Origin of the sequence: Caballeronia glathei (genome assembly GCF_000698595.1) — a bacterium.
Classification (GTDB): Bacteria; Pseudomonadota; Gammaproteobacteria; order Burkholderiales; family Burkholderiaceae; genus Caballeronia; species Caballeronia glathei.
In genome coordinates this window covers 1-14,989 of record NZ_JFHC01000017.1, presented here as the reverse complement: position 1 = coordinate 14,989, position 14,989 = coordinate 1, and the positions used below count along the sequence as shown (strand labels likewise).

The following is a 14,989-nucleotide window of genomic DNA, read 5'->3' as shown; positions in this document are numbered from 1 at the left end:
CCTAGCTGTGGCCGAAGAGGGACCTCGCGTCAGAGGTCGATGTGGCGGGCGGACGTCCGGACGAACTCGCGGCGGACACTGCGCCTCCGTATCCCGTTGGCGTGCCGTTGAGCGTGTTGACACGTTTCTGTGCCGCGATGATGTCAGCCGGATAGTAATTGTTGTCAGAACCAGGCCGATACCCCGCCGCTTCGAGCTGCTTGAGTTCAGCGTCCACCTGCGCCCGGGTCACCGGTGCATTCGACTGGGCTAGCGACAACGCCGGGGCGGCAAGCGCCGAGGCAAGCAGTATTCCGTATATTAGCGATTTCATGGTGGCGTACCTCAAATGGTTGATTGCGCTCGTTACAAACGAACCCATTGTCTGTAGCCAGTCACCCAAGCGTAGTTGATTGATTCGTGAAAGTTGAAGCTGATATTGAAATCCATTGTTTACCGCATAACGGCACGGGCTATGCTTCGTGAGGGTTCGCTTTGCATGGAGACGCTCCGCGGACTCCATATGGGCGCCATGCTCAAGCTGTGAACCGTAGCGCGTCGAAAGACCTCAAGGAACCGGCGTGGGCTGCGTTCGAATGCAAAACGGGTCATCTATAGCCTTGATGATGTCGCGCCCGAAACCACGAAAAGATCCAACGGGCCCGTCACATATTTAGCGCAGATTTCAACGTGCGTCTGGAGCTTCGCCGCCTGCGACAGGTGCATCGAAGACATATCAGCGGTAGCAACCGTGGCCCGGGAAGACACACCGTGCAGTCGGATTCGTGACGCCGTCACACGCGCCAAGTCACGACCGTTGGCGTTCCGGGATGCCGTCCTACCGCGTACTGGATCCAGTTTTGTGTTGTCGTTCGCGAGAAGCGACATCGAACGGAGTTAACGATTTCTTTATCCAGCCTCCATTGTCCCATCGGCGGGTCAGCCGCAGCATGGAGTCGATGGCTGTTCGTTGAGCGTGAATCCGATGGTCGCGTCGTGCCGCCTCGCTTCATCGCGCTGCTTCATTTCCCTCGGGGCGCACACCATCCTGCCAATCAAGCTCTCGAAGGTCGAGGGTGAAGGACAACCCCATCGCAAGCTTTCCGTTCAACTCATAAAGAAACGTCTCGGCTGCGGCGATGGACACGAATGGGCCTCATGCGTTTCACCGTCGACGCCTAATCTTGAAGGAGATGATCATGACGCACAGGTTCTGGAACAACTCCGCAGCGGCAGCAGCGCTGGTTCTCATGTCGCTCAGTGGCGCGGCCCGCGCTGACGGACATCAGTGCTCCAACAGTACGCTGAGGGGCACCTACAGCTTTGGCGTGCACGGGTCGCTTGTGGGCGTCATCGCTGGCGGAGTGCTCTATCCGTATTCTTCTCCGCAACTCATCGACGGCGTCGCCGTGCAGACGTTCGACGGGAAAGGGACGTTCACCCGCAAGGACTTTCTGATGAACACGGGCCTCCCGCGGCCCGGCGCCACCAACACGGCTGGATTCGCAGAAGGCGAGACTGGCACGTACCAGGTCAATGCAGACTGCACGGGCACGATGCACATCGTGTTTCCAGGGGCGCCGGCGGCGGGAGCGATACTCGACATTCAACTCGTGGTCGGAGACGACGGGCAACTGGTCAGGGGCGTCGTCAGCAAGGAGCAGGTCCCCGGTTCGATGCCGTCTGCAAATGGCATGACGTGCGGCGCCCCATGCTTTATCGGGCCGCAAATCAGTATCGAGGGTACGAAGGTTGACACCGACCATGGGCGATAACGCAATGCGGCGGGCGGGCACGGCCTGAGCAAGCGGGAGGTACACGCCTCACGCGCTGCACGTTCAATTGGAAGCGGGGAGGAGACATACTTGCCTTCTCACTCGGGCGGAGTTCGGTACACGTTTCGAAGAGTTCGGTCTCGATGCGATCGGTCACGGCGCCCGTTGAATATCCAACGTGCGCGCTTATCGCCGAGGCGATGCAGTTACAGATGCCCGCATCGACCGAGGCGGCCACGCGCGCGGCTTGAAAGAACGCTATGACTCTCCGCGGACCTTGCTCTCGAGCCAGAACACGAACGCCGACGCAAGCGGCGCTTCCGCCAGCTCCGGCCGCCTGACGATGTGATACGGATGCCGCGACGGCACCGTCGCCTTGAACGGCCGCACGAGTGTGCCTTCGGTGAGGTCGTCGCGTACGGATATGCTGTCGCCGAGCGCCACACCCTGGCCGTGCAGCGCGGCCTCGATCGCGATATGCGCGTTGCCGATCTCCAGCACGCGCATCCGTTCGGGCTTGTCCACCGCGGCTTCCATCAGCCACCGCATCCACGATCCGCGATGCTCGCAGAAGAGCGCGTAATGGCGCAGGTCGTCGCCGGAGCGGATCGCCTTCGGGCCGTTCATCAGCGCGGGGCTGACGACGGGAAAGAGCGTCGGGTGCTCGAGCAGCGTCACGCTGCGATCGCGCCACTGCGCTTCGCCGTACCGCACGCAGACGTCGACATCCGGGGAATACACCTCCTTGTCGTCGTTCGACGGAATCACCTTCAGATTGACCGCCGGATACTGCCGCAGGAAGTCGCCGATATGCCGCGCGAGCCAGCGCGAAGTAAACGACAATGGCGCCGATATCACGAGATCCCCGGCAATCACCGGCGACCCGACCTTCACGAAAGCCGACGCGATCATCTCGAACGCGGCGCGCACGGAAGGCAGCAGCGCTTCACCATCGGGCGTGAGCTTCAGGCGCGCGCGCGAACGGATGAAGAGCGTCACGCCAAGCGATTCCTCCAGCACGCGCAACTGATGGCTCACCGCGCTCGCGGTCACGTTCAACTCTTCGGCGGCCTTCGCGACGGTTGCATGGCGCGCCGTCGCCTCGAATGCGCGCAGTGGATTGAGCGGCGGGAGTCGGCTTCGCATGGGGTCCGGAGGTCGTCGGTGCGCAAGGAGATGCTGAGAAAAACTTGATTAGAACAGAACCAAAATCTCGCTACAAAGAAAAAAATTGACGCCCTATGCTGCTTTCAATCCAAAGAAGACGAGGCACGAGATGAAGGTGAACGACGGTACTGAACGACTGTGGGGCGGACGCTTCAAATCGGCTCCGGCGGCCGAATTGACGGCGCTGTCGCGCTCGGAGGCGAGCTTCTTTCGCCTCGCACCCTACGATCTGGCCGGCTCCCGGGCCCATGCGCGCGAACTGAGCCGCGCGGGCATTTTGAACGCCGGCGAAGTGCAGCAGTTGCTCGCCGAGATGGAGCGCGTGCAGGCGGAATTCCTCGGCGGCACGCTGGCCCCGTCGATGCACGACGAGGACGTGCACACGTTCCTCGAACGCGTACTGACGCAGCGTCTGGGCGCGGTAGGCGCCAAGCTGCGTGCCGGCCGCTCGCGCAACGACCAGGCCGCGAACGACCTGCGCCTCTTCCTGCGCGACAAGGCCCGCAAGCTCGCCCTCGACGTCATTGCGCTGCAGGACGCGCTGGTCGCCCAGGCCGAGACGCACGTGCGCAGCATCAGCACCGGTTTCACGCACCTGCAGCCCGCGCAGCCGGTCGTGTTCGCACATCAGTTGCTGGCGCACGCGCAATCGATCTATCGCGACGTGGACCGCCTGAAGGACTGGGACCGCCGCAGCGCGCGCTCGCCGCTGGGCGCCGCGGCGCTCGCCGGCTCGGCGATCTGCGTGAACCCGGCGCTCTCGGCCGCCGAACTTGGCTACGACGCACCGTGCGAAAACTCCATCGATGCCGTCGCCTCGCGCGACCACGTCGCCGAGTTCCTGTTCATCACGAGCATGCTGGCGGTCAATCTGTCGCGGCTTTCGGAAGAAGTGATCCTCTGGACCTCGCGCCAGTTCCGCTGGGTCGAACTCGACGACGGCTACGCCACCGGCAGCTCGATCATGCCGCAGAAGAAGAATCCCGACATTGCCGAACTGACGCGCGGCAAGGCGGGGCGCCTGATCGGCAACCTGAGCGGCCTGCTCGCGACGCTCAAGTCGTTGCCCCTCGCGTACAACCGCGATCTCGCGGAGGACAAGACCGCCGCCTTCGACAGCATCGACACGCTCGGTCTCGTGCTGCCCGCCATGGCAGGCATGATCCGGACCATGCGCGTGAACGTCGATGAACTGCGCCGCCAGGCGCCGCTCGGCTTCACGCTCGCCACCGAAGTGGCCGACTGGCTCGCGCTGAAGGGCATCCCATTCAGCGAGGCGCATGAAATCACGGGCGCGCTGGTGCGCGCCTGCGAAGAGCAGCAGATCGAGTTGGGCGAGGTGTCGCTGGCGACACTCGCGCAGATCGATCCGCGCCTCGACGCGGGCGTGCTCGAACGCGTGCAGCTCGAAACGGCGGTGGCCGCGCGCAGCGGCTTCGGCGGCACGGCGCCCCTGCGCGTCGAAGAGCAGATCGCGCGCCTGAAAACCGCGCTCGGCACGCAGCGCGCGTGGGCTCGGGAATATGGAGGTCCGACATGTTGAGTGCAGCGGAACAGGCGGAGCGCGGCGTCGCCCCCGGCGCCGGGCAGCCGAAGCTCGAGCGCGTGCGCCGGCGGTACTGGGGACGCTACGTGGCATCGGCGGCGATCGTCGTCGTGATCGGCTACATCATTGCCGCGTTTGCGCGCGGACAGATCGAATGGCAATACGTTGGCCGGTTCCTCACGGCGCGCTCGATCCTGATCGGTCTCGGCAACACGATCGTCATGACGATCCTCGCGATGGCGGTCGGTATCGCGCTCGGCGTGATCACCGCGGTGATGCGGCTGTCGAGCAATCCGGTGCTGAGCACGATTTCGCAAGGCTACGTGTGGCTCTTTCGCGGCACGCCGGTGATCCTGCAACTGCTGCTCTGGTTCAACCTCGCGCTGATCTTTCCGAGCATCGGCATTCCGGGCGTGTTCGCGTGGCGCACCGTCGACGTGATGACGCCGTTTCTCGCGGCCATCCTCGGCCTCGGCATCAACCAGGGCGCGTACACGTCGGAAGTGGTGCGAGCGGGCCTGCTCTCGGTGGATACCGGGCAATACGAGGCGGCGAAGTCGATCGGCATGCCGCGTCTTCAGGCATTGCGCCGCATCATCCTCCCGCAGGCGATGCGCGTGATCGTGCCGCCGATCGGCAACGAGCTGGTCGGCATGGTCAAGCTGACTTCGCTCGCGAGCGTGATCCAGTATGCGGAAATGCTGCACAACGCGCAGAACATCTACTACGCGAACGGCCGCGTGATCGAACTGCTGATCGTCGCTGCGGTCTGGTATCTCGCGGTGGTCACGGTGCTCTCGTTCCTGCAGACGCGTGTCGAGCGGCGCTTTGCGCGCGGCGCGGGCCGGCCGTCGAGCCGCCATTGAGGAGATGACGCAAATGAATCCCATCGTTCGTGCCATCGATGTGCGCAAGTCGTTCGGCGAGTTCCAGGCGCTCAAGGGCATCACGCTCGACGTCGCCAAGGGCGAAGTGCTCTGCGTGATCGGCCCGTCCGGCTCGGGCAAGAGCACTTTCCTGCGCTGCATCAACCAGCTCGAAGCCGTGAGCGACGGCTCGCTCTGGGTCAACGGCGAACTGCTCGGCTTCCGGCAATCCGGCAACAAGCTTCATGAATTGTCGGAGAAGCAGATCGCGCGGCAGCGGCTCGCGACAGGCATGGTGTTCCAGCGCTTTAACCTCTTTCCGCACATGACGGTGCTGGAGAACGTGATCGAAGGGCCCGTGCAGGTGCTGAAGCGCCCGCGCGTCGAAGCGTGCGACGAAGCGCGCGCGCTGCTCGAACGCGTGGGGCTCGGCCATAAGTGCGATGCCTATCCGGTCGAACTGTCGGGCGGCCAGCAGCAGCGCGTGGCGATCGCACGTGCGCTCGCGATGCATCCGCAACTGATGCTGTTCGACGAGCCGACGTCCGCTCTCGATCCCGAACTCGTCGGCGAAGTGCTCGCCGTGATGCGCGATCTCGCGAAGAGCGGCATGACGATGATCGTCGTCACGCATGAACTTGGCTTCGCGCGCGAGGTGGCAAATCGCGTCGTGTTCATGGATCAGGGGCAGGTCGTGGAAGCGGGACCGCCCGAGCAAGTGCTTTCGCAGCCGCGCCAGCGCCGCACGCAGGACTTCATTTCCGCCGTGCTGGCATGAGTTTCCAACCATTCCAATCAAAGCGAGTTCTCAATGAAAGCATCCTTGTGTTTGCGTGACCTGCTGGCGCTGTCCGCTGTTGCCGTGATGTTTCATGCCGGGGCCGCCGTCGCCCAGACGCCGGCGCCCGGCAAGAAGGAAATCGTCGCGGCCGTGGTGCCGAACTATCCGCCGTTCGAATTCAAGGACCCGGAGACGGACAAGCTCACCGGCTTCGACATCGATCTCGGCGAAGCCCTTGCCGCGAAGATGGGCGTGAAGATGGTCTGGTCGGAGACGAGCTTCGACCAGATGATGAGCGCGCTCGCCACGAACCGTGTGGACATCATCCTCTCGGGGATGACGGACCTGCCGGAGCGCCGCGCCTCGGTGAACTTCCTCGACTACATCAAGAGCGGTCCGCAGTTCTACGCGCTGAAGACCCGCGCCGTCGACTTCCCCAACATGGGCGCACTGTGCGGCAAGAAGGTGGGGTCGAGCCGCCGCACGTCCTTCCCGACCAACACCGCGGCATGGAGCGACGAGCATTGCGTGAAGGCGGGCAAGCCGCCGATCACGGTGGTCGGCACCGATGGTTCGTCGGATGCCCGCATGCAGTTGCGCCAGGGCCGGCTCGATGCGGCCGTGCAGGGCGGCGAGACGCTGCCGTATCAGAACAGGATCGATCAGAACGCGTACGTCAGCATCGGTGCGCCGTTCATGGCGCAGTACACCGGCATCGGTATGGCGAAGAACAACACGGCGCTCAATGCTGCGGTGACGAAGGCGTTCGAGCAGCTGATCGCCGACGGCACGTACCAGAAGATCCTCACGAAGTGGGGCTTGCAGGAGCAGGGCGTGCAGAAGGCAATCATCAATGCGAGCAATTGAGGCGGCGCGTCCTCATTGGCCTGAGGGCAGGCGCTCCTGCGTCGCGCTTGCGTTCGACCTGGACGGGCCGACCGGCGGCGCGATGCTCGACGGCTCGATCTGGCGCAATCCGTCGTACTTCACGCTCGGTGCGTACGGGCCGTGGCGCGCGCTCGGCAGGATCCTCGACGTGCTGGCGGAGCACAGCGTGCCGGCCACGTTCTTCATTCCCGCGTGGGTGATCGAGAACTGGCCGGCACAATGCCGCGCGATCGTCGAACACGGACATGAGGTCGCGTATCACGGCTACATGCACGAGGCGTTCTGGACGCTCTCGCCCGATGAACAGCGCGACGTCATGGCGCGTTCGATGAGGCTTTTCGATCGGCACCTCGGCGTTCGGCCTGTAGGCTTTCGCACGCCTTCGGGCGACTGGAGCGTGGAGACCATGCGCATCCTGCCGGAGTTCGGCGTGTGCTATTCGAGTTCGATGCGTGGCGACGACCGGCCGTATCTGCTCGACGCGGCAAGCGGCCTGATCGAGATTCCGGCGCGCTGGGAACTCGACGACTACGCGTCGCTTGCGTACCAGCGCAATCCGGATTTCCCGGCGGGGCTCGACCGCATCGCGAGCTACGAGACGACGCTCGACAACTGGTGCCGCGAATTCGACGGCTCGCACCACGACGGGCTCGCCATGACGACGCTCTTTCATCCAAAGGTATCGGGCAAGCCGGGGCGGATCGCGCTGCTGGAAGAATTCGTCGGGCACATGCGGGCGGCGCGCGGCGTCTGGTTCGCAAAGTGTTCCGAAGTGGCCAGCTGGTGGACTGCGAGCGGACAAGGCACGACGACATGAACGACGAACGATGGCCGAACAACGCGCGCTCGGCGGTGATCCTGACCGTCGATTTCAGTGACGACCTCGGCGTTCGCACACAGGTGCCTGCGATCGAAGGGCGCGAGAAATCGCTATCGGTGTGGCGCTATGGGGCGAAGCGCGGCGTCGATCGCCTGCTCGATGCATTCGGCGAGTTCGACGTGCCGGCAAGCTGGTTCGTGCCGGGCCGCGTGGCCGAAACGCATCGCGATTCTCTGCGGCGCATCGATGCGGCGGGCCATGAGATCGGCATCAGCGGCTATCGCTGCGAGGACTTCGACGCGCTCGATCTCGCCGCGCAGAAGCACGCATTTGACACGGGACAAGCCGCGCTCGTCGCTGCGACCGGACGTGGAGCGCAAGGCTTTCGCTCGTTCACCGGCAACTGGGCGCCGGGCTTCGCGCCGTTTCTGCAAGAGCGGGGCATCGAGTGGTCGTCGTCATGGCGCGGCGATGACTTGCCTTACTTCCACCACGACGCGCCGCTGATCGAACTGCCGCTGCACTACGAACTCGAAGACGAACCGTACTTCGCGTTCAATCTCGCGCCGCCGGTTCCGGTGGGACAGTCGCGCATCGCGTCGTATCGCGAAGTGCTCGCCAACTGGAAGCAGGATTTCGACGCGTTCCATCGGTTCGGATTGTGCTTCGTGCTGCGGCTGCATCCGGAGATCACCGGCACGGCGGGGCGCATCGGCATTCTGCGCGATCTGCTTGCCGCGATGCGTGAGCGTGGCGATGTCTGGTTCGCGACCGGCGCGCAAGTCGCGCAATGGTGGCGCAGTCAGCGGGATGTGAACGAGCCGGGGCATCCGGTCGACATCTACGAACGCCACAGGAGCGCGCTTCGATGAACGTGCGGGAGCTTTCCTTGTCCGGGCGCATTGCGGTCTTTGTCGAGCGTACCCGTTACGACGACCTGCCAGCCGACGTGATCGAGAAAACCAAGCGTCACGTGCTCGACACGCTGGGCGCCGCGCTCGCGGGCGCGCACACCGCGCAGGCGCGTCAGGCCCGCGAGGTCATGAACGCGCCGGGCGAGGCCGTCGTCTGGGGCACGGCGCAATCGGCCGGCGCGCGCGATGCCGCGTTCATCAACGGCGTGGCGGCTCACGCGCTGGAACTCGACGACTCCGGCGGCTGCGACCACTCCGGCGCCGTCGTGCTTCCGGCCGCGTTCGCGGCGCTGTCCTGCACGAAGCGGCCGGTATCGGGGACGGAATTTCTGGCGGCGGTCGTGCTCGGTTACGACGTCGCGCGGCGTGTGCTGGAAGCGTGCGGCGGCTATTCGGCGCACAACGGCCGCGGCTGGCACTCGACGATGACCTGCGGCGTGTTCGGCGCGGCCGCGGCGAGCGCGCGGCTCATCGGCCTCGATGCCGCCGGCATCGGCGCGGCGCTCGGTCATGCGGCAAGTTTCGCGGGCGGGCTGTGGGCTTTCATCCACGATGGATCGCAGACCAAGCGCCTGCACACCGGCCGCGCGGCCGAGGGCGGCCTGACCGCCGCGCTGCTGGCGGCGCGCGGCGTGACGGGTCCGACGCGAATCTTCGATGATGAATGGGGCGGCTTTTTCAGCACGTTGGCTCCCGATTCGCAGCAGCCCGGGGCGCTCGTCGCGGAACTGGGCGCGAACTGGAAGATCATGCGCTGTTCGATCAAGCCGCACGCGTGCTGTCGGAGCACGCATGCCGCCGTCGATGCGACGCTCGCACTTTCCCGCGACGAGCGGCAGCCCGTCACGCGCGTGCATGTGCGCCTGAGCGCGTTCGTCGCCGGCATGTGCGGCGACTGCAATCCGGCAAACCTCGCATCGGCGCAGATGAGCATGCCTTATGCGATCGCGGCGGCGCTCGTGTTCGGCGATGCCGGCATCGATTCGTTTCTCGAAGCGCGGCGCAACGATCCGCGCCTGCGGGCGATGATCGAACGCATCACGCTCGAACCCGACCCCGCGATGGCCGACCTCGACGAGCCCGAGATTACGCTGATGTGGGCGGACGGCACGTCGAGGTCCTGTCGTATCGACATCCCGCTTGGCGATCCGCGCAATCCGCTAGACGATGCACGGCTGCTTGCGAAGTACCGCTCGCTTGCGCGAGCCGCCATAGGCGAGGCCGAGGCCGACACACTCGCGGACCTTGTCTCCAGAATGGACGACGTACGCGATGTTCGTGAGATTCTGATGTTGCTCAAGGCCCGAGACGGGGGACGAGCGAACTCGTCTATTCGGGAGCTGGAATAGCCGCGTGACTTACGCCAGCATACGGATGAGCAGCGCGCCCCGGTAAGCCGTCAGGAGACGCGCCGCGCGTGCAACATACATGCCGGTGCCATGCATGGGGCGTCAAATGATCAACCTCCGCCGTCACGCATTTACGCGGAAAGTGTGTCGCTGAATTCAATGCCATCGGGTCGCACGTAGACAGACCTGCGTCCGGTACTCGGCGAAAAGTGGAGGGTGGCGCGTGGGCTGGGCCGGCATCGGCTCCGGCCCACGCGGTATGCTCAAGCCGCCGCCGGGCCCATTCGTGGTTCGGCTAGCTGTGCGAGACCGAGAGCCTCCATGAACTCGGCCTGGACGGACAACGCCTGACCGTTCATGGCGTCGGCGCCGAATGCCTGTCCCACTACCAAACGTGCGGGACGCGTGCCGTTTGGCCGTTCGACTATCCGGGCAATGGCTTCGGCGACGTCGTGCGGATTCGGAGCATTTTCGCTTTCGAAGAGGTCCATCAACGTCTCAACCATCTTGCCCGGGATGATCCCGCCAAGTTCACCGTAGTCGAGGCCGCGCGCCACATCACCGGGCCGCTGGGCGTTGGCGAAAATGTTCGTCGGATAGTTGCTGGGTTGCACGAGAACCACCTCGACGCCCAGTTGCGACAGCTCATAGCGGTAGCTGTCGGTTAGTGCCTCGATCGCAAACTTCGACGCGCCATAGAGACCGAAGAAAGGGAAGGTCACTCGCCCGAGGATAGAGCCGATATTGATGACCAAACCCTCGCCTTGATGCCTGAACGCGGGCAACACGGCCCTCAGTGTCCGCTGGATGCCGAGTACGTTCACATCGAATAGTGCGCGCACCTGTTCTGTCGTGAACGCTTCGGAGACGCCCGCCGAGCCGATGCCGGCGTTGTTGACGAGGACGTCGAGGCATCCCGCCTGTTCGAGCACAAAGGTCACGCCGCGCTCGACGGAGATGTCGTCTGTCACGTCCAGCTCGACGACATGTATCCCCTTTGCGTGAAGCGCCTCGGCATGGGGCCGGTTACGGTCGGCGACGTCACGCATGGACGCGAAAACCCGGTGTCCGGCCTGTGCGAGCATCTGTGCGGTGTCGCGGCCGAAGCCGCTGCTAGCCCCGGTAATCAGAATAGTTTTGGACATGATGGGTTTGTTTCATGGGTTGAAGAGATGGGAAGGAAGAGTGGCGAAGCCGTAGCAAGAACATCGGCAGACGACGGCCGTTTCCGCCAATCACCGTGGCTGCTGCCCGGAAGACTGCTGTTCCGCCCGCTTTCCGCCTTCCGCTAGTCGGTTCAAAGAAGCTGCATCCGAACCAGGATCAGCATGCCCAATGCGGGTAAGGTAAAACGTGCGACGCAACTGGAAGCCGAGACGGTCATACAACCGAATCGCAGAAATGTTGTCACTGAACACGTGCAGAAACGGTGCTTCTCCCCGTTGCTCGATTCCTCTGCGCAACACTTTCACGAGGCCGCCAGCAAGGCCATTCCCGCGATAGTCTTCATCTACGCAAACGGCGCTGATCTCAACCTGCCCGTCGACGCACATCCGTTCGCCGGCCATCGCAATGAGACGTCCGCGGTCGCGAACCCCGATGTAGTTGCCCATCTCGCAAGTCCGGCTGCCGAAAGGGCCGGGCCTGGTCCTTCGGACCAGATCGAGCATATCTGTCACATCCGCCTTGCCCAGCCAGATGACCTCCGGCTCGTCCGTACGCTTTGTTTCAGGATGCGGGGCGATCATTTGATGGATCACGCCCACGTGCGTCATTCGTAGCGCCTCGATTGGACGGATCGGTTCAGCGGATTGCAAGACCACCTCTTCGTGAGGCAGCAGAAGCTGATGGAGCGTCCGGTATGCGGCGGGCGTTTCGGATGCCAGAGCAGCAAAGGGCGCCACATCGGGATGGTATCGGCGGGCAAGCGCATTTCCATGCCCGAGGTGCGCCTGCCGGGTTGTGAGTGCCGCCCAGACAGGGCGGTCGAGGTCAGCTTGTATCGATGCGTGCATGTCTCTCCTTTGCAAGCGCAAAGGCGCCACGGGGGCGGGAATGTTCGGCCAGCGCACTGTCGTGACCGCATTGCTACGCAGTCTAGACGCCGGACTGGAACGGGGCTATAGTCGCAAATGACATTATTGGAGGTGTTTGCGACATGAGACTGGTTATCTTCGCGCTTGACGGCCTGTTCGACACCGGCCTCACGGTACTGCTCGACACCTTCGCGATGGCTAACGAACTGGCCGCATCCCATGGGTTCGCGACAGAGCCCTTCGACGTGAGGCTCGTCGGCGTGCGCAGGCGCATCCGTACCGCGCACGGGTTGTCGACTTCGGTCGAACCGGTGAGCACCATTTCTCGCGCAGATTGGGTGGTCGTGCCCGCGCCGGGTATCAGAGAGCCAGAGCGCCTGATCGAGCGGATGCAGGATCGTGATGCACGCGATGCGATGACGTACCTTCGTAGCTGGCACGCTGACGGCATCGGCGTCGCGGCGGCCTGTATCGGGACTTTCCTGCTTGCTGAAACCGGGCTTCTGGATAATCGTGAGGCGACCACTACCTGGTCACTGGCGCCGTTCTTCCGTCAACGCTATCCGGCGGTCAATCTGGATGACTCACGCATGGTCGTCGCGTCGCATCGTGTGGTCACGGCGGGTTCCGCGATGGGCCATCTCGACCTTGCGCTATGGCTGCTGCGTCAGGCAAGTCCCGAACTCGCCACGCTCGTTGCCCGCTTCATGCTCATTGACAGGCGTTCATCCCAGGCCGAATACATCATTCCGGATTATCTCGCCCACGCCGATCCACTGGTCGCGCGATTCGAGCGATGGGCTCGCGATAATCTTTCGCTGGGGTTTTCGCTTCAGGCTGCGGCGGCTGCGTTGTCCGTCGGACCACGCACCTTGCAGCGCCGTACCGAGGCCGTACTTGGCAAGTCACCACTGGCGTTCTTTCAGGACCTGCGAATCGAACGGGCACAGCACCTCGTCTCGGTTGGCTACGATCTCGAGAAGATTGCGAGCGAGGTCGGCTACGCCGACTCGGCGACATTGCGGACCTTGTTGCGCCGGAGGCTCGGCCGCGGGGTGCGGGAACTTCGCGCTGAAATGCGGTAGCATCCTGCCGACGGATTGTGCTTCTTCGCGAATGAGAAACGGAAAGCAGCGCTCCTTTCGGCGGCATTGCGAGGCGGTGATCGCTTTTTTTTACGAGCGTCGGCTCAGCGGATGGCAGCGGACACATGCTGACCGAGCGTGAGCGTCGCGAGTCGGGTCAAGTGCGGGCGCTGGAGGCGAACGTCGAAAGGTTGCGCGGTTTCACGTCAAGCCCCGGTACCCAGTCGCCAATTTCCGTCATTCGACATTACGCTTCAATTGTTCGACAACCCACCGATGGCCCACGAGGCGACGGAGCTTTGAATGATGTGGAACGACGCCGCACGGGAGGCAACATGAGCCCGGTCTCGGATCTCTCTGTTTTGTTAAAGACGCTGGAGCCGGTGCTTAACCCTGGCGTGTTCGTGTTTGCCTCGGTCAAGGACGGCAACGCCATCGACCCGGCCGCGATCGTTGCGTCGATCCGCGAGCCCGAGGGCTTATCCGTCGTCATGAGGGAAGCGGATGCGCAGATCAGCGGGTTGAATGCCTTGTTCAAATGCGCCTGGATTACGTTGACCGTGAATTCAGCCCTGGAGGCGGTGGGCTTGACCGCAGCATTCGCCACTGCATTGGGTCATTCCGGAATCAGCTGCAACGTGGTGGCGGGCGCATGCCACGATCATATTTTTGTTCCCCTGGAATCGGCCGACGCGGCGATGCATGTGCTTCGCTCGTTGCAGACGTAGAGTCGTCGGGCAACCGCCGGCCGTGCCGCGAAGCTGCCGCGATCAGTATCCGGCCGGCGCCTGAACTGGCATGTACACCACGCCGCTGCTCGCATAACCCGCCGCGTACCACGTCGCGCCACATTTATAGTACGCCACGTCCTGAACAGCGACCGGAGCCACGTTGCATGGCGGCCCCACGGGCGCGGGTGCCGGTGCGGGCGCGGCAACGACGGCGGTCGGTGTGGTTGCGGCCGCGGCCGCACCTACAACCATTGCACCGGCTACGAATCCGGCTGCCGCGGAACCGCCGTCCCAGTCCGAGTTTGAGCAGTTGTTGCAGTTTCCATCGTAGTTGTTCTGCACATTGCTCACGGTCGTAGCACGCGTGTTTTGCATCTCCTTAGCCGTCGATTGCCGCGAACTCTGGTTCTGGCTGGTCGTTTGAGCCGCCGCGGCTTGTCGCGAACTCTGGTTCTGGCTCGACGTAGTCTGGCGCTGCGCCTGGTTCTGGCTCGACGTGGCCTGGCGCTGGGCCTGGTTCTCGCTCGTGTTCTGCTGCCGGTTAGCCTGGTTCTGGCTGGAGGTTTCCTGCATCGAACTCGCCGAACTCTGGCGCGCACTCTGATTCGCGCTTGAGGTTGAAGTCGCTGTAGCCTGGCGCGAGGCCTGCCTTTGCTGGCCCGTTGCCTGCTGGCCGGCGCCACGCCGTGAACTGCCTTGCGCAGCGGTCGAGCCGCCGGACGAGAGCCCTCCAGCCGACGCCGCCCCGCCACGCGAATAGCCGCCATCGCCCCCACCGCCACCGCCACCGCCACGGGCGCCGCCGCCTCTCTCGCGTTGTGCATCCGCCTGATTGATCAGCCCCAGCGTCAATACTGCGGCGACCAACGCCGTAATGGCACGGTCCCACGATCCTGTTTTCATCACTTGCCTCCCTTCTTCGCAGACGGCTTGCCAGTGGCGGGCGACGCGCGCGGAAGCTGTGCTGCGAACGCGACTTTTTGCAGACCGTCGGGGATCTGTACAGAGAACGTCGCATTATCGAGCTGAGGCGCAAGGTTCCAGTCGATGAA

General features: G+C 63.8%; 16 protein-coding genes. 10 read left to right on the top strand and 6 right to left on the bottom strand.

Going from position 1 to position 14,989, the window contains the following annotated elements:
- Position 1: 1 nt before the first annotated feature.
- On the bottom strand, positions 2–313 hold the full coding sequence (locus BG61_RS13085; protein ID WP_035939841.1) for a DUF4148 domain-containing protein: 312 nt from the start codon (positions 311–313) through the stop codon (positions 2–4).
- A 675-nt stretch (positions 314–988) separates the two neighbouring features.
- Positions 989–1,126: a hypothetical protein gene (locus BG61_RS42790; RefSeq protein WP_161783674.1), complete on the bottom strand. Its 138-nt coding sequence runs from the start codon at positions 1,124–1,126 to the stop codon at positions 989–991.
- 52 nt (positions 1,127–1,178) lie between these two features.
- Here BG61_RS42790 and BG61_RS13080 point away from each other — a divergent pair, with 52 nt between their 5' ends.
- Positions 1,179–1,754: a hypothetical protein gene (locus tag BG61_RS13080; RefSeq protein ID WP_129572336.1), complete on the top strand. Its 576-nt coding sequence runs from the start codon at positions 1,179–1,181 to the stop codon at positions 1,752–1,754.
- A 258-nt stretch (positions 1,755–2,012) separates the two neighbouring features.
- On the opposite strand, the gene BG61_RS13075 is transcribed toward BG61_RS13080, so the two are convergent.
- Positions 2,013–2,900, bottom strand: a complete 888-nt coding sequence (locus tag BG61_RS13075; RefSeq protein WP_035939788.1) for a LysR substrate-binding domain-containing protein — start codon at positions 2,898–2,900, stop codon at positions 2,013–2,015.
- Between the two features lie 136 nt (positions 2,901–3,036).
- Between BG61_RS13075 and argH the strand changes: the two genes are divergently transcribed.
- The 7 genes from argH to BG61_RS13040 are packed head-to-tail and all read left to right on the top strand — an operon-like array spanning position 3,037 to position 10,085.
- Positions 3,037–4,464: an argininosuccinate lyase gene (argH, locus tag BG61_RS13070; protein WP_035939842.1), complete on the top strand. Its 1,428-nt coding sequence runs from the start codon at positions 3,037–3,039 to the stop codon at positions 4,462–4,464.
- Complete coding sequence (locus BG61_RS13065; RefSeq protein WP_035939790.1) at positions 4,458–5,333, top strand: amino acid ABC transporter permease; 876 nt, start codon at positions 4,458–4,460, stop codon at positions 5,331–5,333. Before argH ends, BG61_RS13065 begins: the two co-directional genes overlap by 7 nt.
- Before the next feature lie 13 nt (positions 5,334–5,346).
- Positions 5,347–6,111, top strand: coding sequence for an amino acid ABC transporter ATP-binding protein (locus tag BG61_RS13060; RefSeq protein ID WP_035939844.1), 765 nt, complete (start codon positions 5,347–5,349; stop codon positions 6,109–6,111).
- 33 nt (positions 6,112–6,144) lie between these two features.
- A complete protein-coding gene (locus BG61_RS13055) occupies positions 6,145–6,981 on the top strand; it encodes an ABC transporter substrate-binding protein (RefSeq protein ID WP_035939792.1) in 837 nt (278 codons plus the stop codon).
- Positions 6,968–7,819, top strand: a complete 852-nt coding sequence (locus BG61_RS13050; protein ID WP_035939793.1) for a polysaccharide deacetylase family protein — start codon at positions 6,968–6,970, stop codon at positions 7,817–7,819. The genes BG61_RS13055 and BG61_RS13050 overlap by 14 nt, the downstream gene beginning before the upstream one ends.
- Complete coding sequence (locus BG61_RS13045) at positions 7,816–8,694, top strand: polysaccharide deacetylase family protein (RefSeq protein ID WP_035939796.1); 879 nt, start codon at positions 7,816–7,818, stop codon at positions 8,692–8,694. Before BG61_RS13050 ends, BG61_RS13045 begins: the two co-directional genes overlap by 4 nt.
- On the top strand, positions 8,691–10,085 hold the full coding sequence (locus BG61_RS13040; RefSeq protein WP_051672479.1) for an MmgE/PrpD family protein: 1,395 nt from the start codon (positions 8,691–8,693) through the stop codon (positions 10,083–10,085). Before BG61_RS13045 ends, BG61_RS13040 begins: the two co-directional genes overlap by 4 nt.
- Positions 10,086–10,348: 263 nt before the next feature.
- On the opposite strand, the gene BG61_RS13035 is transcribed toward BG61_RS13040, so the two are convergent.
- On the bottom strand, positions 10,349–11,230 hold the full coding sequence (locus tag BG61_RS13035) for an SDR family oxidoreductase (protein WP_035939798.1): 882 nt from the start codon (positions 11,228–11,230) through the stop codon (positions 10,349–10,351).
- 90 nt (positions 11,231–11,320) lie between these two features.
- Complete coding sequence (locus tag BG61_RS13030) at positions 11,321–12,100, bottom strand: GNAT family N-acetyltransferase (protein ID WP_051672478.1); 780 nt, start codon at positions 12,098–12,100, stop codon at positions 11,321–11,323.
- A gap of 143 nt (positions 12,101–12,243) precedes the next feature.
- On the opposite strand from BG61_RS13030, the gene BG61_RS13025 reads away from it, so the two are divergent.
- Both BG61_RS13025 and BG61_RS13020 read left to right on the top strand, forming a co-directional pair.
- On the top strand, positions 12,244–13,206 hold the full coding sequence (locus BG61_RS13025) for a GlxA family transcriptional regulator (RefSeq protein ID WP_035939799.1): 963 nt from the start codon (positions 12,244–12,246) through the stop codon (positions 13,204–13,206).
- 125 nt (positions 13,207–13,331) lie between these two features.
- Positions 13,332–13,934 carry an ACT domain-containing protein gene (locus BG61_RS13020; protein WP_306434268.1) on the top strand — a complete coding sequence of 201 codons (603 nt, stop codon included), beginning with the start codon at positions 13,332–13,334 and terminating at the stop codon, positions 13,932–13,934.
- A 42-nt stretch (positions 13,935–13,976) separates the two neighbouring features.
- Here the strand turns inward: BG61_RS13020 and BG61_RS41880 are convergent, their stop codons facing one another.
- Positions 13,977–14,510: a hypothetical protein gene (locus tag BG61_RS41880; RefSeq protein WP_052040604.1), complete on the bottom strand. Its 534-nt coding sequence runs from the start codon at positions 14,508–14,510 to the stop codon at positions 13,977–13,979.
- Positions 14,511–14,989: the final 479 nt, after the last annotated feature.